This window comes from Limnohabitans sp. Rim8 (genome assembly GCF_943326455.1).
Taxonomy (GTDB): Bacteria; Pseudomonadota; Gammaproteobacteria; order Burkholderiales; family Burkholderiaceae_C; genus Limnohabitans_A.
The window spans coordinates 81,959-105,653 of the sequence record NZ_CALPTI020000004.1 but is presented as its reverse complement, the minus strand read 5'-3'; the positions used below and the strand labels follow the sequence as shown (position 1 = coordinate 105,653).

Here is a 23,695-nt window from a genome sequence, read left to right as displayed (position 1 = left end):
AGCTCTTTATGCTGCAAATGAAACAGGTGTCCAAGCGCTTCACGCTGCACCACCAAAATGGCGCGAAACTGCAAGTGCTGAGTCAAGTGGACCTGTCGGTGGGCTCAGGCGAATGTGTGGTGCTCGACGGCCCCTCGGGTATGGGCAAGAGCACTTTGCTCAAACTCATCTATGCCAACTACCGCGCCACCAGTGGTCAAATTGAGGTGCGCCAAGCCAATGGCCGCGTGCTGGACCTGACACAAGCTTCGCCCCGCGAGTTGGTGCGCATGCGCCGGGACACGGTGGGTTATGTCAGCCAGTTTTTGCGCGTGATCCCCCGGGTTTCGGCACTCGACGTGGTGGCAGAGCCCTTGATCGAAGACGCGACTGACCAGCCCGAGGCGATCGAATCCGCGAGAGAACAAGCCCGTGTATGGATGACCCGCCTGCGCATTCCCGAGCGCTTGTGGCACCTGCCGCCCGCCACCTTTTCTGGCGGTGAACAACAACGCATCAATATCGCCCGCAACATGATCAAGCCACGCCCCATTCTTTTATTGGACGAACCCACCGCTTCGCTCGATGCGGCCAACACCCAGACCGTGGTGGACTTGATCCGCGAGGCGGTCGGTCGCGGTGCTGCACTGGTGGGCATCTTTCATGACGCGCATGTGGGGGCCGCAGTGGCCACACGCCGTGTCGACATGGCCCAGTTCAGGAGCGCCACATGAGCGACGTCGTGTTCAAAAACGCGCGTCTGGTGTTGCCCACCGAAGAGGTGCTGGGCAGCGTCGCGGTCAAAGAAGGGCGCATCCAATCGGTGGACCAGGGTGCTGCGCTGGACGCGCAAGGCTGGGACTTGGAGGGCGACTACCTCATGCCCGGCTTTGTCGAGATGCACACCGACAACTTCGAGCGTCACCTGATGCCTCGGCCCAAAGTGCAGTGGGCCGAGATGCCCGCTTTGATCGCACACGACGCCGAAGTGGCGGCCGCTGGCATCACCACCGTGTTCGATGCACTGGGCGTGGGCGATGCCGACCCCGAAAGCCTGCGCGGCAGCACTTGGGACACGGTGATCAAGACGATCGAGCTGTGCACACAGCAAAACCTGCTGCGGGCTGACCACCATTTGCATGTGCGCTGCGAGCTGCCTGCGCCCAATACGATTGATTTGTTCAAGCCCTTTCACGGCCAGCCGCGCCTATCGCTGATCTCGTTGATGGACCACACACCAGGTCAGCGCCAGTGGGAAAACATCGACGTGGCGCGGGTTTACTACACCGGCAAAAAAGGTTGGTCTAATGAAAAATTTGAACGCCAGGTGAGTTTGTCGGCCGAATTGCAAGACCGTTATGCCGAGCCACACCGCGCTTTTTTTGTGGACTACTGCCGCAGCCACGGCATCGCTTTGGCCAGCCACGACGACACAACCGCGGCTCATGTTGAACAAGCCCACGCAGAAGGCGCGAGCATGTCGGAGTTCCCGACCACTTTATTAGCTGCACGTGCCGCGCACACGCATGGTTTGCTCAATGTGATGGGCGGTCCCAACGTGGTTCGGGGTGGCTCGCATTCGGGCAACGTGGCGGCGTCCGAGTTGGCCAGTCATGGCTTGCTCGACATTTTGTCGTCCGATTACGTGCCGGGCAGCATGCTCAGTGCGGTGATGCGGTTGGTGGACGAGGGCATCTTGAGCTTGCCCCAAGCGGTGGCCACCGTCACACACAACCCCGCGCAAGCCACGGGCCTGAAAGACCGGGGCCAAATCGCTCCAAGTTTGCGAGCTGATTTGATCCAGGTGCGCGTAGTAGAGATGGCCCATGGCCAACGCCATGGGGTGGTGCGAGCGGTGTGGCGAGAGGGCGTGCGGGTTCTTTAATGGCCTTGGGCTTTGAAGGCGACATGACTTGTCACGGTTATTTCATGCATCGTTCATAAACTGTCATTTTTCTTGAACGCCTTGCCCATGCACAACGATTTTCTACGCCCAAGCTTGTCACTGCTTGTATTGGTCTTGGCTTTTGGCTTGAGCGCTTGTATGCCGCGCCAGTTGCTGGTGAATGGCGCGGCCGATGCTTTGACGGTGCAAGGCCAAGCCGAAGAAGAGGACATCGGTTTGGCGCGTGAGGCCAGCGCTTTTTATCTGAAGTTGTCTGAGTCTTTGTTGCGTCAGACACCAGGGCACTTGGCTTTGGCTGAATCCGTGGCCTCCGGATTCACTCAGTACGCCTATGCGTTTGTGGCCACGGATGCCGAACGCATGATGAATACAGATGCCAAGGCCGCACACCAACTCAATGAACGCGCCAGGCGGCTTTACCTGCGGGCCCATCGGCATGCCATGTCCGCGTTGGCGCGATCCAACCCAGGCTTGATGGCGTCTTTGGCCAAGCCCTCGGCCACGCAACACGTTCTCCTTCAGCCTGACCAATTGGGCGTGGCTTTTTGGGCTGCAGCGTCTTGGGGTGCATACATTGCCTTGTCCAAAGATGACCCTGACGCCGTGGCCGACTTGCCCTTGGCGGTTCGGCTGGCTGAAAGCGTTTGGCGCACTTCACCAAGCTTTGGTCAAGGCGCAGCCGCCAGCCTCATGGGCAACTTTGAAGCCGCCCGGCCCGGAGGCTCCATGACCAAGGCTGCGGCTTACTTCGATGAGGCCATTCAGGCAGGGGGCGGAAAAAACCCAGGCCCTTTGGTGGCCAAAGCCGAAGCGATTGCTCAGCCCACGGGTGATCGCACAGCTTTCGAAGCGCTGCTGCAAAAAGCTTTGTCTGTGAGCGCCAAACGGTACGACTTGACCAGCCAGATCATGCGTCAACGTGCGCAGTGGCTGCTGGACAGTGTGGATGATCTTTTTTGAATGGATGGACCGATGCGTTGGATGCAACCCCCCTTCTGGAAAAAATGTACCAGCGTCGCTTTGCTGGGCTTGCTGATGCTGAGCACCTCTTGGACCCAAGCAAATGAAAAGTCATTGCGCATTGGTTCTTTGGTGCCGAAAAATTCCTTGTACCACCGACAGTTGCTCGACATTGCGGACAGCTGGCGCACAGCGCAAGGTGCGGGTGCTAAATATTTGGTCTATCCCGATGGCAGCCAAGGCGGCGAGGCAGAGATGGCTCGCCGCATGCGCATTGGGCAGCTGCAGGGGGCCTTGTTATCGGTGGTGGGCTTGCGCGAAATCGAACCCTCAATCGCCGCCTTGCAGTCCATGCCCCTGCTTTTTCGCAGCTGGGAAGAAGTCGATTACGTGCGCGAAAAAATGCGCCCGGCCATGGAAAAAAAGTTCCTAGAAAAAGGCTTTGTGGTTTTGGCTTGGGGCGATGCGGGTTGGGTACGGTTTTTTTCCAAAGAAGCAGCCATCAGGCCCGATGACTACAAACGCATGAAGTTTTTTGCATGGGGCTCCGAGCCGGACCAGCAATCCATCATGAAAAGCCTAGGCTACACACCCGTGCCTTTGGAGACGACCGACATCTTGCCCGCGATTCAGACTGGCATGATCAATGTGGTGCCTTCCACACCTTACTTTGCATTGGCCAGCCAGGTTTACAACTCCGCACCGCACATGCTAGAGATCAACTGGGCGCCGATTGTGGGCGCCTTGGTGGTGACAAGAAAAGCTTGGGACAACATGTCGCCATCTGTTCAACAGGCCGTTCGGGCTGCCAGTGACAAAGCCGGTGCGCAAATTCGCACCAAGGCTCGACAAGAGGTGGAAGAAGCGGTCGATGCCATGAAAAAACGCGGGCTCACGGTCCACAAACCCAACACCGAGCAAATGAAAGAGTGGAACGACTTGGCCGAGAAGCTTTACCCGCGCATCCGCGGCACGATGGTGCCCGCTGAAACCTTTGACGAGGTGATGGGTCACGTTAAAACCTTTCGCGCTGGCAAACCCAAGTGAAACGCTGGTTGGACGCCCTGAAGCGCACCCCAGGGTGGGTGCGATTGGATGAGACCATCGCCTCGGCAGCTTTGTCGCTGATGGTGTTGATTCCGGTCCTTGAAATTTTGATGCGGCCCTGGATGGGCAGTGGCATTGAAAACGCACCTGTGCTGGTGCAGCACTTGGGGCTGGTGTTGACCATGTGGGGTGCTTTGGCAGCGGAGCGTTACGGCCACTTAACGACCTTAGGCGGCAGCGGTTTAACAGACACAAACGCCCCCAAACCCTTGGCCTATGCCATGGGCAACGGCTTGGCGGCGCTGGTCTGCGGCATGTTGGCCATGAGCAGTTGGCTTTTGGTGGCCAGCGAGCGTGAGGTGTCACAGGTTTTGGCCTACGGCATACCGACTTGGTGGGTACAGGCGAGCATGCCTTTAGGCTTTGCGCTGTTGGGGTTCAAATTAGGCGCACGATGTTCTGGCAGCACGTCTCTTCGCGGTTTATTGGGTGTGCTTTTGCCTTTGTGCGGTGCGGCTTTGGTGGCGCAGTTCGACGGCACAGGCGTGCCTTTATGGCCCTGTGTCTTGCTGTTGGTGATGGCCCTTTTGGCCGGCGCCCCCATTTTTGCGGTCTTGGGCGGCTTGGCTTTGGCCTTGTTTTGGCAAGACGGCACCCCCTTGGCGACCGTGGCTTTGTCGCATTACCAAATCACCGTGAACCCGTCCTTACCTGCATTACCTTTGTTCACATTGGCGGGTCTGGTGTTTGCGCGAACGGGGGCCGCGAAGCGCTTAGGGAACTTGTTTGTGGCTCTCATGGGCCAAGGCACCACGGGCACCGTGGTCGCCACAGCGCTGCTGTGCTCTTGTTTTACGGCCTTCACGGGGGGCAGCGGTGTGACCATCTTGGCCTTGGGGGGCTTGTTGCTGCCTTTGCTGCGCAACGCCGGATACCCTGAGGGACGCGGCATCAGCTTGGTCACGAGCGCCAGTGCTTTGGGGGTGTTACTGGCGCCGTCGGTGCCGCTCATAATGTACGCCATCATCGCCCGTGTACCCATCCACACCATGTTCTTGGCAGGCTTGGTGCCTGCACTGGTCATGGTGATGTTTTTGTTGGTATTTGGTGGCTACCTGCGCCGCACACCTGCGAACAACGCTGCGGTCTATTCGGTCCAGCCAGCGGCAAAGCCAGCACTGTTTTGGCCTGCCGTCTGGGCAGCCAAATGGGAAATTTTGGCGCCTGTGGTGGCCATTGGTACTTTGGTCAGCGGCTTGGCAACACCGACCGAAAGTGCTGCCGTGACCGCGTTGTATGCCATCTTGACCCAAGCCTGGGCGCACCGAGAGTTGGGCTGGCGCTTGTTGGGCAAATGCCTGAGTGAGTCGACCCAAATCATTGGCGGCGTCTTGTTGATTTTGGGGATGGCCTTGGCCCTGACGAATTTCCTGATCGACGCCGGGATACCGGATGCGGCCATTGAAGCGGTGCAAACGGCCATTCCCAACAAGTACGTGTTCTTGTTGGCGCTGACGGTCTTTTTGTTGCTGGCCGGAGCGCTTATGGAAATCTATGCCGCCATTGTGGTGCTGGTGCCTTTGCTCTTGCCTGTAGCCATGAGTTACGGCATCGACCCGGTGCATTTCGGCATTGTGTTCTTGGCAGCCCTCGAGATGGGTTTTCTGTGTCCGCCCGCGGGCATGAACATTTACTTCTCGTCAGCCATGTTTGGCAAACCCGTTCGCGAGGTGGCAGTGGCGGTGCTACCTGCTTTGTTGGCCATTTTCTTGGGCACGTTGGCCATCGCGTCTGTGCCATGGTTGGCCACTGGCTTGCCAGACCTATTGAAGGCATGACATTCAATCTTCCCAAAGGTGTCAAAGGCCTGTCACAAAGTCTATACAGACTCTCGGCCAATAGATATACGTCGGAGTTCAAATGGCCTTGCGAATTCAAAACCTCAACAAGCATTTTGCCAACGGCAAACATGCATTGCGCGACATCGATCTGAACATTGCCGACGGCGAAATGGTCGCTCTGATCGGTGCGTCGGGTTCGGGTAAATCCACCTTGCTGCGCATGGTGGCGGGTTTGTTAGTGGCCGATGCCGGGCCTGGCTCACTCATTGAAGTGAATGGCCAATGCGTTCAACGAGAAGGTCGCATCGTCAGCGACATCCGCAGCATTCGATCGCAAGTGGGTTTTGTATTCCAGCAGTTCAACTTGGTGGACCGTTTACCCGTTTTGACCAACGTGCTGGTTGGGCGCTTGCACACCATGCCTTGGTTGCGCGGTGTGATGGGCTGGTTCAATGCGCAAGAGCGTTCAGCCGCCTTGGCCGCTTTGGAGCGTGTCGGCATCTTGGACTGCCACAAACAGCGTGCATCGACTTTGTCCGGGGGACAGCAACAACGTGCAGCCATTGCCCGCACCTTGGTTCAGGGGGCCAAGTTGGTCTTGGCCGACGAGCCTATTGCCTCATTGGACCCAGATTCCTCACGCAAGGTGATGGAGATTTTGTCCACCATCCAACGTGAAGACGGCCGCACCGTGATCGTGTCTTTGCATCAAGTGGACATGGCCATTCGCTATTGCCCCCGAGTGATCGCGCTGAACCAAGGCCAAGTGATTTACGACGGCCCTGCTGCGGCCCTCACACCAGCTTTGCTGCGTGACCTGTATGGCATGCAAGCCGACGAGTTTTTGAGTGGCAGCGAGTTGTTGCAGTCTGCGCAGGCTCAAATACCCTCCCCTGTTTTGGCATGGTCCAACAATTTGGCACAAGCCGCCTGATTTTTTCTTTTTACAACCCATTGGAGCTTTCTCATGTTCAAGAAAACCCTCGCTGCTTTGGCCATTGGCCTCAGCTTCACCGCCGCCATGGCCCAAGAGATCAATTTCGGCATCATTTCCACAGAAGCCACACAAAACTTGAAAGCCGACTGGCAGCCCCTACTCGACGACATGGAAAAGCAAACCGGCCTGAAGGTCAAGGCCTTCTTTGCCCCGGATTACGCCGGCATCATCGAAGGCATGCGCTTCAACAAAGTGCAAATGGCCTGGATGGGCAACAAATCGGCCATGGAAGCGGTGGACCGCTCCAACGCTGAAGTGTTCGCCCAAATGGTCAACGCAGATGGCACACAAGGCTATTACTCGCACCTGATCGTGCACAAAGACAGCCCACTGAACAACCTAAACGACATGTTCAGAAACGCCAAAAACCTGAGTTTTGGAAATGGCGATCCCAACTCTACATCTGGTTTTTTAGTGCCTGGCTTCTATGTTTTTGCCCAGAACAAAGTAGATGTTCGCACGGCTTTCAAGGTTTCTCGCAGTGCCAACCATGAAGCTAATGCCTTGGCTGTTGCGAATAAGCAAGTAGATGTCGCAACAAACAACAGCGAGAACTTAGAGAAGTTCAAAGATCGTCAAGCTGCCAAATTCAATGACCTCAAAATCATTTGGACTTCACCCTTGATTCCGTTGGATCCCATGGTCATGAGCAAAAATTTGCCAGAAGCAACCAAATCCAAAATCAAAACCTTTTTTTATAACTACGCCAAAACCGATGCCCGTGAGAAAGAGATCGTGATGAAGATCTCCAAGTTGTCGGGCTTCAAGGCATCGACCAACGAGCAACTCAAGCCGATTCGTCAGTTGGATCTTTTTGCACAGCGCAACAAAATTGATGGTGACACCACCATGTCTGCCGCTGAAAAGCAAACCAAATTGTCAGACATTGACCAAAAATTGGCCGCACTGAAGTAATTTGGATGCGTCTGGCTGCGGGCTCCTCAGTGCATGTGTGTGTGTTGAGGAGTCGCATTGATTGGGGCTGCTGGTTTGGCCCACTTGTTTTGAATTGAGCCCTATGTCATCAGTCACCCACTCTCCATTGCACGACTTAGCCCATACGGCAGCACCCAAGCGCAGTCTGACTTGGTACATGTCGTGGGCCTTCTTGCTTTTGTTGCTGGCGGCTTCTTGGAAAGGTGCTGACATGCGCCCAGCCGAGTTGTTCCGTGATTCGGGCAACATGAGCCAATACGCTGCAGAGTTCTTTCCCCCGAATTTCCGGCAATGGCGGATGTACGTCGACGAGATGATCATCACTTTGCAAATTGCTTTGTGGGGTACAGTTTTGGCCGTGGTGACTGCGGTGCCATTGGCACTCTTGGCGTCATCCAACATCGTGCCATGGTGGGTGTATCAACCTGTGCGTCGTTTGATGGACTCGTTTCGCGCCATTAACGAAATGGTTTTTGCCATGCTCTTTGTGGTGGCGGTAGGCTTGGGACCGTTTGCGGGTGTGCTGGCCTTGTGGATCCACACCGCAGGCATTTTGGCCAAGTTGTTCTCTGAGGCGGTGGAGGCGATCGACCCCCAACCCGTGGAGGGCATTCGGTCCACCGGCGCATCGGCAATGCACGAAATTGTTTACGGTGTGTTACCGCAAGTCATGCCACTGTGGATCTCATTCACACTTTACCGTTTTGAGTCCAACGTGCGATCTGCATCTGTAGTCGGTATGGTAGGCGCTGGCGGTATCAGCGTTGTTTTGTGGGAAATCATTCGCGGTTTTCAATACGCCGAAACTTGCGCTGTGATGCTGATCATTATTGTGACGGTGAGCATTATTGACCTTGTGTCCGCTCGTATTCGCAAGTTCTTCGTATGAGGTGAACCATGTCACTCACATTGTCAGAAGTGATTAGTTTGCTTGAGCGCCGTGGACAAATTCAGTACGGCATGGAAGCAATAAACCAACTCGAGCACGCGCTGCAGTGCGCGGACCTGGCAGAAAATGCTGGCGAAACACCTGAAATCGTCGTGGCATCATTGCTTCACGACTTGGGGCACTTACTGGTTGAAACCCGTGATGAGCAACAAATGCAAAAGACAAAGCAGGATGACTTACACCAATACATCGCACTGCCATTTATCCGTAGCCTGTTTCCGGCCGCGGTATTGGAACCCATCCGCATGCATGTGGATGCCAAACGATACCTCTGCCTGATCGATCCAAGTTATTGGGCCAGTTTATCGGCCGCATCAAAACACAGCCTGGAGCAGCAAGGGGGGGTGTACAACGTGGCTGAAGCCTCAGCCTTTATTGCGCAGCCTTATGCAGCTGAATCTGTGCGACTGCGCCGTTATGACGACTTGGCCAAAGTGCCTGCAAAGGCAGTGCCTCCCTTGTCTTATTACAACTCCCACCTCAATAAAGTAGTTTTGAAATCTGCTTGAGTCTTGCGCCTGCTGTTGCAAGCCCCGTTCACCATCGGCTCAGTCTGGCATGCGCAGCAAAGACTGCCCCATTTGAATACGTGCACCTGACACCACGCCGTCGGCCCATTCAAACCCAGGTGGTACAAAAATCAAAATGGTGGACCCATGCTCAAACCAACCCATTTCTTGCCCCTTGGCATACAGAGCATCGCAAGGCATCTCGTTGGGCCCCCGGTAACGCAGATTCAACAACACATCCACCGCGTGTAAACGCATGCTCGCGACCAAAACAGCTGCTACGGGCACGATCAAAAATGGAACGCCGGTTTCTGTCTGCATGTGCAACACAGCCCGTTCATTTTTGCAAAACAACTCGGCCACCCGCTTGAGCGCTACCGGATTCACGTTCCAAGTGTCACCTGACACATAGGTCACATGCTTCAAATGGACATGGTGGGGCGCATGAAAACGGTGGTACATGCTGCTGGTCAAGCGCAACGTCACATAGGAACCGCCCTCCAGAACAGCGGGCCAATGCTGGCATCGTTCAGAGGCTCCCACCAGAGATTGCAACTGGTAAGGAAACCCCTTGGCCTGATACACCTGCCCTTGGGTGATGGTCCCGCACTCCCCCACGATCGCATCACAAGGTGACGTGAAACATGCAGGATCTAGATTGACGAGCCTCGCTCCAGGTTTGAGTTCACGCGTGAAACAAGCGTGCAGACTGTCAAATTTCTCATGTTTCGCATCACTCAAATCCAGATCACTGAACATGCGCCATACCGCCATGGACGATTTGACCACCCAAGGATGTCGGATCTGACTCCACCAGCCCATGAAACGGGTCAGTGTGATGCGCGGGATACGGTTGGTCAGCAAAAAGTTGAGGTCTTCTTGAATCATCCACTTTTGAAAAATTTGGCGAATCTTCATCATGTTGTCACTCAATTTGAATAGAAAGAAAGTTCATTGACTCAAGGAAATCAACGTGATCACCACTTGGATAGGACTGGGCGCTTTGGGCGCTTTGACCACTCTGGCGCCGGCCATACGTCAAAGAATTCAACTTTCGCGGGCCAAACACCGATCTTTGGCAGGACATTCGAAAATGGCCAAACGTCTGGCTCGGTTGTTGCCCGGCTACAGTTTTGACGACAGCAGTTTTTTTGCTTGTGATGGCGCACCCACGCAGGTTCAGGCCCAACGCCGAGCTGCCTTCATGGGTCTGGCCAACACCTTGCAAAATCGCCACCCACTGAGCATCCAAGCTTCGGCACAGGCACGGAGCAACATCTCTGACATGCAATTCATTTCGGCGTACCGGGTGCCTTTTCAATTCAGTCCCATGGTCAGAGAGCATCTGAAAGTCGGCTCTTTCTTGCAGTCTGCCCAAGGCGTTCAGGTCACCGATTTGGACGGCCAGGTTTTTTACGATCTGACAGGTTCTTACGGCGTCAACGTGTTTGGCGCAGACTTTTACAAAGAAACCATGCAACTGGGCATGGCCCGAACCCAAGAGCTGGGACCGGTTTTGGGCTCGTATCACCCTGTTGTGGCGAGCAACGCGGAGCGACTCAAAGCCATTTCGGGTTTGGACGAGGTGTCTTTTCACATGTCCGGAACAGAGGCTGTCATGCAAGCCGTCCGGTTGGCCAGGTACCACACACGTCGCAAAAACATTGTGCGGTTTTGTGGTGCATACCATGGCTGGTGGGAAGACGTGCAACCGGGCCCTGGCAACCCCATGCCACCTCGCGAAACCTTCACCCTGAGTGACATGAGCGAGCGAAGCTTGCAGGTGCTGCGCACGCGAAAAGACATTGCTTGCGTGTTGATCAATCCTTTGCAGGCTCTGCACACCAATGCCAATGCGCCCGGTGATTCGACTCTGGTGGACAGCAGCCGACGGGCAAGCTACGACCGCGAGGCCTACACCACTTGGCTCAAAGCATTGAGAAAAGTATGTACGGAGCGGTGCATTGCACTGATCTTTGACGAAGTCTTCTTGGGATTCCGTTTGGCAGCTGGTGGCGCTCAAGCTTATTTTGGCGTTCAAGCCGACATGGTCACTTACGGCAAAACACTGGGCGGCGGTTTTCCGGTTGGCGTTGTGTGCGGGAAGCACGAATGGATGCGCCGGTTCAACGAAAAACGTCCCGCTGACATTTGTTTTGCCCGAGGCACCTTCAACGCACACCCGGCTGTCATGGGTGCCATGTCGGCATTTCTGGACCAACTCGACACACCAGCAGTTCAAGCCATTTACCACGGCCTGGACGAACGATGGAATGCGCGTGCAGCCCTTTTCAACAGCACCATGACGGCGAATGGATTGCCCTTTCAAGTGGCCAACATGTCCAGTGTTTGGACGCTTTTTTACACACAGCCCAGCCGTTACAACTGGATTTTGCAGTACTACCTCAGGCTGCATGGATTGGCGCTCAGTTGGGTGGGTACGGGTCGAATGATCTTCAGCCTCAACTACAGCGATGAAGATTTTGACGCTGTCATGCAAAGGTTTGTACAGGCTGGTCTGGAAATGCAGCGTGACGGATGGTGGTGGCATGCACCCATGATCACCAATCAATCCATTCGCCGTCGCATCCTCAAAGAAACATTGTTTCGTTGACCCATCCTCAACGCTCAACCGCTGAAGGTTGAGCGTTGAAAAATCACTCAACGGCTGATGTGGAGATCTCTGTCGGCAAAACGCTCACCGCGCAACAGTTGCAACGGCGCTTTGTGGTACAGATAAATGTCGTGAAAAGGATCGGTCAAAATTTTGGTCATCCAGACCAAGCCTGTCTGGACATCATGCAAAAAGAACAAATGCACGGTGCGGAACAGCAAAGCGCCGATCCCCAAATAAAGCCAAGCGAATCCAACCGCCCGCATGTACTCCAACAAAGTCTCATGCGCTGGCAATATACCCATGAAGCCTGGATTCATGAATATGGCCAAGGGCAACAATGCCCAAACACTCAACAGCACAACTTTGCGGCGCAGGTTGTAGCCCACCTTGATGTCTTCTTTGAACTCGTTGGTTGCCTCGTTGACATGGTCATAGCCCAAGGGTTCAAAGAAAAAATGTCCCGCTTGACGTGATGTCATCGACACCAGCCAAGCCAATAAAGCCGCTATGGCTGGATCCACAAACATCAATCCATAGGCCACCACAAAGGCCGTCGCACTGAGCAGGTGCAAGGACTGATTGATCCGGCAATGGTGGTAATAGCGGTGATCGTCCCAGCGCTGAACACGCAATGATTCCAAAAATTCTTTCACACGTACCCCTCTTGATGAATGTGACCGAATGATGATCGCTGAGTGTTAAAAATCAGTGACAGCCTTTGTTGTCATCAAATTGTTAAATGCTTCACCCAATATCAGGGGATGTACGAATCAAATCATGACCCCTACTTGGTTGAAAACATTGAGCCGCTCAACCCCAGCTTGCGCATCGCAGTGGTCACAGAAACTTGGCCACCAGAGGTCAATGGTGTAGCGCTCACGCTCTCGCGATTGGTGCAAGAGTTGAGTTTGCGACAACACACCATTCAGCTCATTCGTCCCAAGCAAACACCAAGTGAGACCGGCACGAGCCGAGAGGGCTGGACAGAACTCTTGCTCAAAGGCATGCCTATTCCACGCTACCCTGAACTCAAGTTGGGATTTCCAAGCAAAAAATCACTCATTCAGGCATGGACACAAAAGCGGCCTGACATTGTTCACATTGCCACAGAGGGCCCTTTGGGTTGGTCAGCCTTGCAAGCCGCCAAGGTTTTGCGCCTACCGGTTTCCTCCGATTTCAGAACCAATTTTCAAAGCTACAGCAAACACTATGGCGTAGGCTGGCTACAAAAGCCGATCGTGGCTTACCTGCGTAAATTTCATAACCGCACACACTGCACGATGGTCCCAACACAGGCGATGCGCGAACAACTTCACCAACTGGGGTTCGACAATCTGCACACCGTTGGCCGAGGTGTCAACACCACTTTGTTTCACCCAGATAAACGCAGCCCCGATTTACGTCGGCAGTGGCAAGCCGATGATGAAACCATGGTTTTGTTGTCAGTCGGACGACTGGCTGCAGAAAAAAATCTGGACCTGACCATCAAAACCTACCAAGCACTTTTACAAAACAATCGGAAAGTCAAACTGGTTTTTTGCGGTGATGGCCCTTACCGCGCCAAGCTTCAAGCCGAATGTCCAGACGCGATCTTCATGGGCATGTCAACACAACCGCAACTGGCCGTCGCGTATGCCAGCGCTGACCTGTTTCTTTTCACCAGCCTGACCGAAACATTTGGCAATGTCACACTGGAAGCCTTGGCCAGTGGCACACCTGTGCTGGCATTTGACTGTGCTGCCGCCAAAGAGGTCATAGAAGACGGGCGCAACGGTTGGCTGGTACACAATGAAGACGCGCAGCTTTATGTCTTGCGCGCTTTGGACATCAGTCAGCACATTCAAAATTTAAAAGACACTCGAAAAAACGCGCACACCAGCGTCCTCAAGTGGGAATGGAATGAAATTGCCTTGCAAGTGGAGCGTCTTTTCCGCCAAGTTCTGTCCACCTGTTCACGCAGCTGAGGCGGGTGGCCGCAAAGACATCAGCCAAGGGGCTGCAGCCATCCACAAGGGCAGGCTCATCAACACCATGGTGGTGAACAACGACCACTCCCAAGACACCATGAAGCTGTATGCCGCCAACATCATCAGCACACTCAAATTTTCATTGAAGCCTTGCACAGCGATGGATCGGCCAGCCGACATGCTTTTTTTCCCACGTCTTTGCAACATCGCATTCATTGGAATCAACAGCATGCCACCCGACCAACCCGCCAAGACCAGAACAGGAATCACCACCCATACATCCCGGATGAACGCCAGGCACGGCATCAACACCGCCAAAAGCAAAGCCCATCGCAAGGATTTGCGTGACTTGAAACCCTCCCGCTTAAGTGCCGCCATGATGGCGCCACCCATCACACCCAAGGCCACCACCCCTTGAAGATATGCACCTTGCTGTAAATTCAAGCCACCCTGCGTTTGCGCCCAAACCAAAACGACAAATTGCAGCACCGCGCCAACACCCCAACTCAGAGTGGTCACACGCAAAGACACCCCTCCTAAAGTATCAGCCCACAGTTGTCGGTTATTTCTCCAAAATGGAAGCCATCGGACATCACGCCAGGCCAAAGCATGGGGAACCTTGGGCTCCGTGGGCAGAATCCCTGAATTGCTGATTGCAGACAACCCATACAACAACCCAACGACGGCCAAGCCTGAAACCAATTCGGTTTGCACCAACCATGCAGGCCTGTCTTGAATACCCAACAGATCCATCAAGCCCGGATTTGCGCTGCCCATGCCGATCAACCAACCCCCTAAAACAACGCCACCCAAGATGGACAGCACCATCGTGACTTCGACCCAGGCATTGGCCTGAACAAGCCGCGATGCAGCCACAGTTTCGATGACCAGACCATACTTTGCGGGTGCATAAACTGAAGCGGCCAATCCAGTCAGCGCGAAGGCCAACAAAGGATGCATGCCCATCAACAAGCTCAAAACGGCCAAGATCTTGAGCAAGTTCATCACCGACATGACGTCTCGCTTTGAAAAGCCATCGGCCAAGGGGCCCACCCAACTGGCCATCAAAACATACGACAAAGTGAAAGCAAACTTGAGTAACGGCGCCCAATAACCGGGGTAAGCCTGCTCTTGTAAAAAGCAAACGCCCAGCACCAGCAGTGCGTTGTCGGCTAATCCACAGAAAAACTGGGCCAGGATCAGCCAAAAAAAACCCTTAGGCATTCACAGCGTTACCCGGTGAATTTGCTTCCATGTCTGACGCAAAATCCAACCATTGCGCCAAATCATTTCGGCGACCCACACCTTGGTAGGCAATGCCCAATTCACTCAAAGCCTCAGGGTTGTAGAGATTTCTACCATCCAAGATGAAGGGTTTGTTCATCACCGCTTTCATCGCAGCAAAGTCCGGGTTGTGGAAATTTTTCCATTCAGTCAACACCATCAAAGCATCTGCACCTTCCAGCGCCTGCATATCGGTGGGCGCCAGTGAGAAGTTCTCCAAGATAGCGTTATCTGAACCCAAGTCTTGCTGCAAAGCCAAAAGAGCATGCTCACCCGCAATGGGATCAAAGGCACACACTTCAGCGCCAAGCTCCAAAAGCTGACGAATCACCATGCGACTGGGTGCTTCGCGCATATCGTCCGTGTTGGGCTTAAAGGCCAAGCCCCAAATCGCAATTTTTCGACCCCTCAAATCCATGCCAATGCGCTGGACCAAGCGGTCTACCAAAACCGTCTTTTGTCGCTCATTCACCAACTCTGTTGCAGAAACCACGGCCATCTTGTGACCATAGGCCTTGGCCGTACTCACCAAGGCTTGCGTATCCTTTGGAAAGCAACTGCCGCCGTAACCGCACCCGGCGTACAAAAAGCTGTGACCGATGCGGCTGTCGGCACCGATGCCACGGCGAACATGGTCAACATCGGCATCCAAGGCATCTGCCAAGTTGGCGATTTCATTCATGAATGAAATCCTGGCAGCCAGCATCGCATTGGCAGCGTATTTGGTCAATTCGGCACTGCGCACATCCATCCAAACTGTGCGGGCATGGTGACGGTTGAAACTGGCATACAGATCGCCCATCATGCGCTGGCTTCGTGCTTTGTGAGGGCCATCGTTCAGACCCACAACAATCCGGTCTGGGCGCATGAAGTCATCGATGGCCGCGCCTTCTTTGAGGAATTCTGGGTTAGAAATGACATCGAACAGGTCCATCGACATGCCGCGGTGGGTCAATTCATGCGAAATTGCCGCGCGAACCTTGTCTGCCGTTCCCACTGGAACCGTTGACTTGTTCACCACCAACTTGAAGCCCTTGATATGGCGACCGATGGTGCTGGCCACCGACAACACATGGCCCAAATCAGCAGAGCCGTCTTCCGTGGCGGGTGTACCAACCGCAATGAAAATAATGTCGCCATGCTCAATGGCCTCACAGGCATCGTGAGTGAATCGAATGCGGCCATCGGCCCTGTTACGGTGGAGCAGGTCTTTCAAGCCAGGCTCGTAGATCGGAACTTCGCCATCTCGCAAGAGTTTGATCTTTTCTTCATCCTTGTCCATGCATAAGACTTTGAAACCCAAGTCAGCCAGACAAGCGCCAGTGACCAAGCCCACGTAACCCGATCCAATGACTGTGATTCGCATGACAACACTCCTGAAATAAAAGGAGATGTTGCTGGCCACCTGTTAAAGAGGCGTGTCAAATCAATGATGAATTGATGAATCTGAGTTCAAGCCTGTTCAGGCAAAACTCTGGTGTGAGGGAAGGTCAACTGAAATGTCGATCCCCGTCCCAACTCGCTTTCAATGCGCAGCTCGCCACCATGACGCTGCATCACATGCTTGGCAATCGCCAACCCCAAACCCGTGCCGCCTGTTTCCCTTGAGCGACTTCTGTCAACGCGGTAAAAACGCTCAGTCAGACGCGGCAAATGTTCGGCTGCAATTCCGGGACCGGAATCTTTCACTGCAAAGACCCACCCCTCAGGCTTGTGCGTCCAGGTCAGTTCAATCAAGCCACCCAGTGGTGTGTAACGCACCGCATTGGTCACCAAATTGGACACAGCGCTCATCAACTCCGACCGTGAGCCCAGCAATTGCACATCTGGAACGGGCTCCAGCACCAAATGGTGCGCTGCTCCACCCAACTTGTTCGCCATACCCTCCGACAAGGCCGTCGAATCCATCACGACTTGGGACATCAACCAAGTCAATGACACCTTCTCGTGAAGACCGGGGGGCTGACTGCCCTCAAGCTGAGACAAAGTCAACAGATCAGCCACCAACGACTGCATGCGGTCCGATTGGACTGACATGTGCTGCAAATAATTTTGTGTCTGCTGCGTGTCCAGTGGCAATGATTGGAGGGTTTCGATGAACCCACTCAGTACCGTCAAAGGTGTTCGAATCTCATGGGACACATTGGCCACAAAATCGCGCCGCATGGCATCGGCCTGAGCCATAGCGGTGATGTCGCGCGTGAGCAAAAGCATGCGCCCTTCCCCGTAAGCATGCAAATGAACCGACAACTTTTGGGTGTTCACCATAGAGCTGCTACGCCCCTCAATGACCACCTCAGAACCATGAACAGACTGCGCAAAATAACGTGCAAAAACAGGATCACGCACCAAATGAACGATGTGCTGCATGCGGTCTTTGACAGCGTCTAAACCCAAGTGCGAGGCAGCTGTGCTGTTACACCAATCAATTCGGGCTTCTTCGTCCAACAAAATGACGCCGTTGGGGGAAGCTTGGATGGCCGACAAAAAATCGACCAAACGCCCCTCATGCAAAGCGGCTAATTTTTCTTGTTGTCGCAACAAACGAACAACACGCGTGGCCATGTCGAGCCAAAGACCTTGCCATGGCGGATCATGACGCAGAGTTCTGGCACTGAGCCACCGGTCGAATCGGTCAACCTTCCAGGAAAAGTTCAGGGCATATGCACCAACAGCCACCAAAGCAGCCAAACAAGCCCCTAACTCACCCCCCAAAAACCATCCAGGCATTGCAGCCAAGAAAACGATGAACAGCAATTCAATGATCGCAAAAACCATGCGCAACTCGAATTCAAACGGAGGGATTTGGGGTGAAGCGGTAACCAGCGCCTCGCACAGTTTCAATCATGCTGCCAGCATCGCTCAACGACTCACGCAAACGTTTGACGTGGACATCCACCGTACGTTCTTCGATGTACACATGGTCACCCCAAACTTTATCGAGCAAAGCACCACGGCTGTGTACACGCTCCGGATGGTGCATGAAAAAGTGCAAAAGCTTGAACTCGGTTGGCCCAATCTTCAAGGGCTTATCCGCGAGACTGACACGGTGGGTGTCAGCGTCCAACTGCAAGTCGCCCATTTTCACCAAGCCACCGGTTGCCTCTGGCACACGGCGACGCAAAACTGCCCGAATGCGAGCCAACAATTCGCGCGGCGAAAAGGGTTTGACGATGTAGTCATCAGCGCCCGCATCCAGTCCCGCCACACGGTCGGCCTCGTCACCACGGGCGGTCAGCATCAAAATGGGCACGGCTTTGGTCCGCGCCGAAGCGCGCCACCGACGCGCCAAAGTCAGACCACTTTCGCCCGGCAACATCCAGTCCAGCAAGATGACATCGGGCAAAATTTCGTTCAACTCACGTTGTGCAGTTTCAGCATCTATCGCCCAAATGGGCTGGAAACCGTTGTGCTTCAAGTTGACGGCAATCAGCTCCGCAATGGCGGGCTCGTCCTCAACGATCAGGATGCGGGGTAGTGTTCTCATTGAACCGCTTTTTCAATTTCTGTCAGGGCCGTGTGGCGAACATCAGCGCCCTTGACGACATAGATCACGAACTCGGCAATGTTTTTGGCATGGTCACCGATGCGCTCAATGGCTTTGGCCACAAACAACAAATCCAGGCTGGCCGAAATGGTGCGTGGGTCTTCCATCATGTAAGTGACCAATTTGCGCATAAAGCCGTTGAACTCGGCATCGATCAAATCGTCTTCTTTCAAAATGACCAGGGCTGTGGACACATCCAAACGGGCAAAAGCGTCCAGGGCTTTGCGCAGCAAACCGGTGGCCAAGTCTGCCGCAACGCGCAGTTCAGAAGCCGGTAGATTGCGCGGGCTGCCTTGCTCCAAAATCAACTTGACCATGCGGGCAATGCGCTCTGCCTCGTCACCCGCACGCTCCAGATTGCCGGTGATCTTGGAGATGGCCATCAGCAACCTGAGATCGCGCGCTGTCGGTTGACGGCGGGCAATGATAGATGCCAATTCAGCATCGATTTCAACCTCTAATGAATTGACTTGCTTTTCGGTGGCCACCACTTGGTCGGCCACTTCAGAGCTGAACTGCGCCAAGGCGTAAACCGCATGCCGCGTCTGTGACTCGACCAAACCGCCGAGTTCCAGAACGCGAGAGGAGACGCTTGTGAGCTCGGCGTCGAATTGGCTAGAAATGTGCTTGTCCATGTGTCTCTCCTGATCAGCCGAATCGGCCAGTGATGTAGTCTTCGGTTTCTTGCTTGACGGGCTTCATGAAAATCTGTTCGGTCACACCAAACTCCACCAACTCACCCAAATACATGTAAGCGGTGAAGTCAGACACCCGCGCCGCCTGCTGCATGTTGTGGGTCACGATGGCCACGGTGTAGTCTTTCTTCAACTCGCTCACCAACTCTTCAACTTTGGCGGTCGAAATCGGGTCCAGCGCCGAGGTGGGCTCGTCCAGCAAAATGACTTTGGGCTTGACCGCGACAGAACGTGCAATGCACAGACGCTGTTGCTGGCCACCGGACAAAGACAAACCGCTTTGGCTGAGTTTGTCTTTGACTTCGTTCCAGATGGCAGCCTTGGACAAAGCCCACTCCACACGGTCGTCCATATCAGAGCGGCTCAGGTTTTCATACAGACGAACGCCGAACGCGATGTTGTCGTAAATGGACATGGGGAACGGCGTGGGCTTTTGGAACACCATGCCAACTTGCGCACGCAACAGGTTCAAGTCTTGTTTTTTGTCCAAGATGTTGGTGCCATACAGGTTGATTTCACCCTCTGCACGCTGGCCTGGGTACAAGCTGTACATGCGGTTGAGCGTGCGTAACAGGGTTGACTTGCCGCAACCCGAAGGACCGATGAAGGCGGTCACTTTGTTCTCGGCGATGTTGAGATTGACGTCTTTCAGGCCCTTGAAGGTGCCGTAGAAAAAACTCAGATTGCGAATTTCAATCGCGTTCTTAAGAGGTGTTTGCGTGGTGTTGGGCATGTTGAAACCTTGTCTTTCGATCAAACTTTGACTTTTTCGCGGAAGAAAACGCGGGCCAAGATGTTCAGGGCCAGCACGGTCAGGGTGATGAGCAATGCGCCCCCCCAAGCCAACTGAATCCAGTTTTCATAGGGGCTCATGGCGAATTGGAAGATCACCACCGGTAAGTTGGCCATGGGCGCGCCCATGTTGGTGCTGTAAAACTGGTTGTTGAGGGCCGTGAACAACAAAGGTGCTGTCTCTCCGCTGATGCGGGCCAAGGCCAACAACAAGCCGGTGATCACACCGCTTTTGGCTGCACGCAAGGTCACCATGGTGGAAACCTTCCAACGCGGCGCACCCAAAGCAAAGGCCGCCTCGCGCAAGCTGCCGGGCACCAAACGCAGCATGTTCTCGGTGGTGCGCATGACCACCGGGATCGCGATCAATGACAGGGCCAAACTGCCGGCATAGCCCGAAAAATTACCCACGGTGGCCACCGCAATCGCATAAACAAACAAACCCAACACAATGGACGGAGCAGACAGCATGATGTCGGTCACAAAGCGGGTGAATTCAGCCGTTTTGCTGGTGTCGCCGTATTCGGTCAGGTAGATGCCCGCCAAAATGCCAATGGGTGTGGACACGGCGACTGCCAAGCCCACGATCATCAAGCTGCCCACAATGGCGTTGCGTAAACCACCGCCTTCAGAGCCGGGCGCTGGCGTATCGTTGGTGAACAAAGTCAATTCAAGTGCTGCCAGTCCATTGGAAAACAGCACAAACAAAATCCACAACAAAGCCACCAGCCCCAAGCTCATGGCGATCATGGACAAGGTCAAACCAATCAAATTGGTGCGCTTGCGGCTGCGGTAAAGGGGGGAAGATTCCATCAGCATGGTGTGGCTCGATTCAATGAAGTTTGAAGGTCCTGGCAAAAGTCGCGGGTCATCGGTTGCCTTTGGCTTTTTCGGTGCGGATGATCAGCCACTTGGCCATGGCCAAGACCACGAAAGTGATGCAAAACAAGAGGAAGCCCAAAGCGAAGAGTGTGTTGAAGTGCAAGCCCTCAGCCTCGCCAAATTCGTTGGCCAACACCGAGGCGATCGAAGTGCCCGGAGAAAACAAGGAGGTGGGCATGCGGTTGGCGTTGCCAATCACAAACGTCACGGCCATGGTCTCGCCCAAAGCACGGCCCAAGCCCAACATGATGCCGCCAATCACACCGGTTTGGGTGTAGGGCAACACCACCTTGCGCACCACTTCCCATGTGGTGCAACCCAAACCATAAGCCGACTCACGCAAGATGGGGGGGGTGATTTCAAACACATCGCGCATCACGGCGGCCACAAAGGGCAGCACCATGAAAGACAAAATGATGCCGGCCGCCAAAATGCCCAGGCCGTTGGTGGCACCACCAAACAACCAGCCCACCATGGGCATGCCGCCCAACACCGACTGCAAAGGCACCTGCAAATAGTCGGCATACACCGGCGCGAACACAAACAAGCCGAACATGCCGTAAATGATCGACGGCACAGCCGCCAACAACTCAATGGCCGTGCCCAATGGGCGACGCAACCAGACCGGGCAAGTTTCTGTCAAGAAAACAGCAATACCAAAAGCCAGGGGCACCGCAATCAGCATGGCCAAACCAGCGCTCAACACAGTGCCGACGATCGATATCGCGGCACCAAATTCTTGGTTGATGATGTCCCACTCCACGTAGAACAAAAAATGGGCACCAAACTTGGCAAATGTCGGCCAAGCGTTGACAAAAAGAGAAACGATGATGCCCACCAAGGCGATCAACACCAGCAAAGAAAACGACTGGGTGGTCCGGTGAAAAACAACGTCTTGCAAACGTTGACGCTTGGCAACAACGACCATGTTGGCACTGTGCGCTTCGGATGCAGTCGATGATTGTGTGGTGTTCATGGTCTTATCGGCAGACATACAAAAAATTGAACCTGATTTGAAAAACAAACCACCGACAGTCGTGAAGAATGTCGGTGGTCAAGGGTCAGTTCAAACAACCCTGCAAATCATCACTTGGTGTTGACCTGGTTCCAAACACGTTGACGGATCTGATTGGTCAAAGAATCAGGCAGTGGCACGTACTCGAGTTCCAGAGCCATTTGCTTGCCATTTTTGAAGGCCCAGTCAAAGAACTTCAACACTTCTGCAGACTGTGCTTTGTCAGCGGGCGTCTTGTACATCAAAATGAAAGAAGCTGTGGTGACAGGGTAAGACTTGGCACCAGGCTGATCCACGATGGACAGACCCATGCCAGGAACGCTGAACCAGTCGGCACCAGCAGCCGCAGCAGCAAACGTCTCGTCGTCAGGCATCACGTAGTTGCCGGCCTTATTTTGCAGAGCCATCACAGCAATGTTGTTTTTCTTGGCGTAAGCGTATTCCACATAACCGATAGAGCCTTTGGTGCGGGACACGTTGGCTGCAACACCCTCGTTGCCCTTGCCACCCACGGATGTAGGGGCTGGCCACTTGACCGCAGCGCCCTTGCCCACGGTGTCCAACCACTCTTTGCTGACGGTAGACAGGTAATCGGTCCAGTTGAAGGTGGTGCCAGAACCGTCAGCGCGGTGCACCACGGTGATGGTGGTGTCAGGCAAACGCTTGCCTGGGTTCAAAGCGGCCAACTTGGGGTCGTTCCATTTGCTGATCTTGCCCATGAACATTTCGGCCAACACAGGACCGGTCACGCGCAAGTCGCCCTTACCAAAACCGTCCAGGTTAAAGATTGGAACTGTGCCGCCGATGATGGCGGGGAACTGCACCATGCCGTCTTTGTCCAGGTCAGCACCGCTGACAGGCGCGTCTGTGGCACCAAAAGCCACCGTCTTGGCGCGGATCTGACGGATACCGCCGGAAGAGCCAATCGACTGATAGTTCAAGCCCACGCCAGTTTCTTTTTTGTAGGCTTCAGCCCACTTGGCGTAGATAGGGAAAGGGAATGTAGCGCCAGCGCCGGTGATGTCGGCAGCCCATGTGGTGGCTGCCACAGCGCTCAGACCGATGGCGGCCACGAGGGATTTAAATTTCAGCATTTCAGCTCCTGTTTCAGGTTCAAAAGAATTCTTATCAACAGCCTGTTTGCTGTTGATTGACCTGACTTTAGCCGCCAATTGTGACAAGTTTGTGTCAAAAAACCTTGATTTAAATGGCAAATAACGGGTACTCGAAGGGCCTGCTGGCCAAAAACTGAACTTTTTAGCCTTGCACTGAGCTGCTTTGCATCAAAACCAGAGCTTATGGCTTTGGGGCGCATGCTTCGCAGCCCCGTTTGCCCCAAGGTCAAAAAACTCATGGCTTTCTCGCTATGTGATCAGCATATCGCCGCCAGGCACCCAGGCCAGAGACCCAGGGTGGATCAGGCCCCTTGTGGTCACTGCGGTCGCCTCGTTCTTTGCCAGCGTGACTGTCGTTGAACTGGGCTTGGGGCAAGACTTTCATCCATTGCTCAAGCTGATCATCTGAATCAAAGACCTTTGGGCCCTGAATGTTCCAGATGGAAAACGAGCGCGTGTCGCGGCATGGGGTTTTATGTAAAAACCATTGAAAGGCACCGACGACCTGCTCACGGTCAGATGGCCCAGCTGGGCATCAGCGTCCCATCAGAACCACATGGGGTGGCGAGAAGACGTGCGCGGCTGCACGGATACAACAGCTTTATCCGCTGGATGGATGAAGAAAGTACGTCCATGAAACGCAACTTATTTCAAAAG

The 23,695-nt window shown here is 54.3% G+C and carries 23 protein-coding genes; 11 read left to right on the top strand and 12 right to left on the bottom strand.

What is annotated here, in order from left to right; all coding sequences use genetic code 11:
- Positions 1–8: 8 nt before the first annotated feature.
- From phnL to Q1M54_RS04200, 9 genes are all read left to right on the top strand, one after another.
- On the top strand, positions 9–713 hold the full coding sequence (phnL, locus tag Q1M54_RS04240; RefSeq protein ID WP_019425363.1) for a phosphonate C-P lyase system protein PhnL: 705 nt from the start codon (positions 9–11) through the stop codon (positions 711–713).
- The gene (locus tag Q1M54_RS04235; protein WP_019425364.1) at positions 710–1,864 is read left to right on the top strand and encodes an alpha-D-ribose 1-methylphosphonate 5-triphosphate diphosphatase; all 1,155 of its coding nucleotides are present in this window, start codon (positions 710–712) and stop codon (positions 1,862–1,864) included. The genes phnL and Q1M54_RS04235 overlap by 4 nt, the downstream gene beginning before the upstream one ends.
- A gap of 87 nt (positions 1,865–1,951) precedes the next feature.
- Positions 1,952–2,845 carry a TRAP transporter TatT component family protein gene (locus tag Q1M54_RS04230; protein WP_081504907.1) on the top strand — a complete coding sequence of 298 codons (894 nt, stop codon included), beginning with the start codon at positions 1,952–1,954 and terminating at the stop codon, positions 2,843–2,845.
- A gap of 21 nt (positions 2,846–2,866) precedes the next feature.
- Positions 2,867–3,892: a TRAP transporter substrate-binding protein DctP gene (gene dctP, locus Q1M54_RS04225; protein ID WP_026039203.1), complete on the top strand. Its 1,026-nt coding sequence runs from the start codon at positions 2,867–2,869 to the stop codon at positions 3,890–3,892.
- Positions 3,889–5,730, top strand: a complete 1,842-nt coding sequence (locus Q1M54_RS04220; protein ID WP_019425367.1) for a TRAP transporter large permease subunit — start codon at positions 3,889–3,891, stop codon at positions 5,728–5,730. The genes dctP and Q1M54_RS04220 overlap by 4 nt, the downstream gene beginning before the upstream one ends.
- An 82-nt stretch (positions 5,731–5,812) precedes the next feature.
- Entirely contained in the window at positions 5,813–6,667 is an 855-nt protein-coding gene (gene phnC / locus Q1M54_RS04215) for a phosphonate ABC transporter ATP-binding protein (protein WP_019425368.1), read from the top strand.
- 33 nt (positions 6,668–6,700) lie between these two features.
- A complete protein-coding gene (phnD, locus tag Q1M54_RS04210) occupies positions 6,701–7,645 on the top strand; it encodes a phosphonate ABC transporter substrate-binding protein (protein WP_019425369.1) in 945 nt (314 codons plus the stop codon).
- Between the two features lie 103 nt (positions 7,646–7,748).
- Positions 7,749–8,555 carry a phosphonate ABC transporter, permease protein PhnE gene (phnE, locus tag Q1M54_RS04205; protein ID WP_300554320.1) on the top strand — a complete coding sequence of 269 codons (807 nt, stop codon included), beginning with the start codon at positions 7,749–7,751 and terminating at the stop codon, positions 8,553–8,555.
- 8 nt (positions 8,556–8,563) lie between these two features.
- The gene (locus Q1M54_RS04200) at positions 8,564–9,124 is read left to right on the top strand and encodes a phosphonate degradation HD-domain oxygenase (protein WP_026039205.1); all 561 of its coding nucleotides are present in this window, start codon (positions 8,564–8,566) and stop codon (positions 9,122–9,124) included.
- 39 nt (positions 9,125–9,163) lie between these two features.
- Here the strand turns inward: Q1M54_RS04200 and asd are convergent, their stop codons facing one another.
- Entirely contained in the window at positions 9,164–10,045 is an 882-nt protein-coding gene (gene asd, locus Q1M54_RS04195) for an archaetidylserine decarboxylase (RefSeq protein WP_238147376.1), read from the bottom strand.
- A 172-nt stretch (positions 10,046–10,217) separates the two neighbouring features.
- On the opposite strand from asd, the gene Q1M54_RS04190 reads away from it, so the two are divergent.
- Positions 10,218–11,738, top strand: coding sequence for an aminotransferase class III-fold pyridoxal phosphate-dependent enzyme (locus Q1M54_RS04190; RefSeq protein ID WP_019425373.1), 1,521 nt, complete (start codon positions 10,218–10,220; stop codon positions 11,736–11,738).
- 47 nt (positions 11,739–11,785) lie between these two features.
- Here Q1M54_RS04190 and Q1M54_RS04185 read toward each other — a convergent pair whose 3' ends face one another.
- Positions 11,786–12,394 carry a hypothetical protein gene (locus tag Q1M54_RS04185; RefSeq protein WP_019425374.1) on the bottom strand — a complete coding sequence of 203 codons (609 nt, stop codon included), beginning with the start codon at positions 12,392–12,394 and terminating at the stop codon, positions 11,786–11,788.
- Positions 12,395–12,502: 108 nt separating this feature from the next.
- Between Q1M54_RS04185 and Q1M54_RS04180 the strand changes: the two genes are divergently transcribed.
- Positions 12,503–13,705: a glycosyltransferase family 1 protein gene (locus Q1M54_RS04180; RefSeq protein WP_019425375.1), complete on the top strand. Its 1,203-nt coding sequence runs from the start codon at positions 12,503–12,505 to the stop codon at positions 13,703–13,705.
- Here the strand turns inward: Q1M54_RS04180 and lplT are convergent.
- The 10 genes from lplT to Q1M54_RS04130 all read right to left on the bottom strand — a co-directional run bounded on the left by lplT (position 13,694) and on the right by Q1M54_RS04130 (position 23,277).
- On the bottom strand, positions 13,694–14,932 hold the full coding sequence (lplT, locus tag Q1M54_RS04175) for a lysophospholipid transporter LplT (protein WP_019425376.1): 1,239 nt from the start codon (positions 14,930–14,932) through the stop codon (positions 13,694–13,696). The genes Q1M54_RS04180 and lplT overlap by 12 nt on opposite strands.
- Positions 14,925–16,358, bottom strand: a complete 1,434-nt coding sequence (locus Q1M54_RS04170) for a UDP-glucose/GDP-mannose dehydrogenase family protein (protein ID WP_019425377.1) — start codon at positions 16,356–16,358, stop codon at positions 14,925–14,927. The genes lplT and Q1M54_RS04170 overlap by 8 nt, the downstream gene beginning before the upstream one ends.
- Positions 16,359–16,444: 86 nt before the next feature.
- Positions 16,445–17,770 (bottom strand): phosphate regulon sensor histidine kinase PhoR, encoded by a 1,326-nt coding sequence (phoR, locus tag Q1M54_RS04165; protein WP_019425378.1) that lies wholly within the window; start codon positions 17,768–17,770, stop codon positions 16,445–16,447.
- Positions 17,771–17,783: 13 nt separating this feature from the next.
- The gene (gene phoB / locus Q1M54_RS04160; RefSeq protein WP_019425379.1) at positions 17,784–18,479 is read right to left on the bottom strand and encodes a phosphate regulon transcriptional regulator PhoB; all 696 of its coding nucleotides are present in this window, start codon (positions 18,477–18,479) and stop codon (positions 17,784–17,786) included.
- On the bottom strand, positions 18,476–19,174 hold the full coding sequence (gene phoU, locus Q1M54_RS04155) for a phosphate signaling complex protein PhoU (RefSeq protein ID WP_019425380.1): 699 nt from the start codon (positions 19,172–19,174) through the stop codon (positions 18,476–18,478). Before phoU ends, phoB begins: the two co-directional genes overlap by 4 nt.
- 13 nt (positions 19,175–19,187) lie before the next feature.
- A complete protein-coding gene (gene pstB / locus Q1M54_RS04150) occupies positions 19,188–19,967 on the bottom strand; it encodes a phosphate ABC transporter ATP-binding protein PstB (RefSeq protein WP_026039208.1) in 780 nt (259 codons plus the stop codon).
- A 20-nt stretch (positions 19,968–19,987) separates the two neighbouring features.
- Complete coding sequence (gene pstA / locus Q1M54_RS04145; protein WP_116798580.1) at positions 19,988–20,839, bottom strand: phosphate ABC transporter permease PstA; 852 nt, start codon at positions 20,837–20,839, stop codon at positions 19,988–19,990.
- Between the two features lie 55 nt (positions 20,840–20,894).
- Complete coding sequence (gene pstC, locus Q1M54_RS04140; protein ID WP_238147377.1) at positions 20,895–21,884, bottom strand: phosphate ABC transporter permease subunit PstC; 990 nt, start codon at positions 21,882–21,884, stop codon at positions 20,895–20,897.
- Between the two features lie 110 nt (positions 21,885–21,994).
- Entirely contained in the window at positions 21,995–23,017 is a 1,023-nt protein-coding gene (pstS, locus tag Q1M54_RS04135; RefSeq protein ID WP_019425384.1) for a phosphate ABC transporter substrate-binding protein PstS, read from the bottom strand.
- The gene (locus tag Q1M54_RS04130; RefSeq protein ID WP_133176062.1) at positions 23,011–23,277 is read right to left on the bottom strand and encodes a hypothetical protein; all 267 of its coding nucleotides are present in this window, start codon (positions 23,275–23,277) and stop codon (positions 23,011–23,013) included. Before Q1M54_RS04130 ends, pstS begins: the two co-directional genes overlap by 7 nt.
- Positions 23,278–23,695 lie beyond the last annotated feature (418 nt).

Coding starts and splice junctions, on each gene's coding strand:
- phnE (WP_300554320.1), top strand. CDS start 7,749: ATGTCATCAGTCACCCACTCTCCATTGCACGACTTAGCCCATACGGCA.
- Q1M54_RS04180 (WP_019425375.1), top strand. CDS start 12,503: ATGTACGAATCAAATCATGACCCCTACTTGGTTGAAAACATTGAGCCG.
- phnC (WP_019425368.1), top strand. CDS start 5,813: ATGGCCTTGCGAATTCAAAACCTCAACAAGCATTTTGCCAACGGCAAA.
- phoU (WP_019425380.1), bottom strand. CDS start 19,174: ATGGACAAGCACATTTCTAGCCAATTCGACGCCGAGCTCACAAGCGTC.
- Q1M54_RS04170 (WP_019425377.1), bottom strand. CDS start 16,358: ATGCGAATCACAGTCATTGGATCGGGTTACGTGGGCTTGGTCACTGGC.
- pstA (WP_116798580.1), bottom strand. CDS start 20,839: ATGGAATCTTCCCCCCTTTACCGCAGCCGCAAGCGCACCAATTTGATT.
- pstC (WP_238147377.1), bottom strand. CDS start 21,884: ATGAACACCACACAATCATCGACTGCATCCGAAGCGCACAGTGCCAAC.
- Q1M54_RS04200 (WP_026039205.1), top strand. CDS start 8,564: ATGTCACTCACATTGTCAGAAGTGATTAGTTTGCTTGAGCGCCGTGGA.
- lplT (WP_019425376.1), bottom strand. CDS start 14,932: ATGCCTAAGGGTTTTTTTTGGCTGATCCTGGCCCAGTTTTTCTGTGGA.
- pstB (WP_026039208.1), bottom strand. CDS start 19,967: ATGCCCAACACCACGCAAACACCTCTTAAGAACGCGATTGAAATTCGC.
- phoB (WP_019425379.1), bottom strand. CDS start 18,479: ATGAGAACACTACCCCGCATCCTGATCGTTGAGGACGAGCCCGCCATT.
- Q1M54_RS04190 (WP_019425373.1), top strand. CDS start 10,218: ATGGCCAAACGTCTGGCTCGGTTGTTGCCCGGCTACAGTTTTGACGAC.
- Q1M54_RS04130 (WP_133176062.1), bottom strand. CDS start 23,277: ATGAGTTTTTTGACCTTGGGGCAAACGGGGCTGCGAAGCATGCGCCCC.
- asd (WP_238147376.1), bottom strand. CDS start 10,045: ATGATGAAGATTCGCCAAATTTTTCAAAAGTGGATGATTCAAGAAGAC.
- Q1M54_RS04230 (WP_081504907.1), top strand. CDS start 1,952: ATGCACAACGATTTTCTACGCCCAAGCTTGTCACTGCTTGTATTGGTC.
- dctP (WP_026039203.1), top strand. CDS start 2,867: ATGCAACCCCCCTTCTGGAAAAAATGTACCAGCGTCGCTTTGCTGGGC.
- phoR (WP_019425378.1), bottom strand. CDS start 17,770: ATGGTTTTTGCGATCATTGAATTGCTGTTCATCGTTTTCTTGGCTGCA.
- Q1M54_RS04235 (WP_019425364.1), top strand. CDS start 710: ATGAGCGACGTCGTGTTCAAAAACGCGCGTCTGGTGTTGCCCACCGAA.
- phnL (WP_019425363.1), top strand. CDS start 9: ATGCTGCAAATGAAACAGGTGTCCAAGCGCTTCACGCTGCACCACCAA.
- pstS (WP_019425384.1), bottom strand. CDS start 23,017: ATGCTGAAATTTAAATCCCTCGTGGCCGCCATCGGTCTGAGCGCTGTG.
- phnD (WP_019425369.1), top strand. CDS start 6,701: ATGTTCAAGAAAACCCTCGCTGCTTTGGCCATTGGCCTCAGCTTCACC.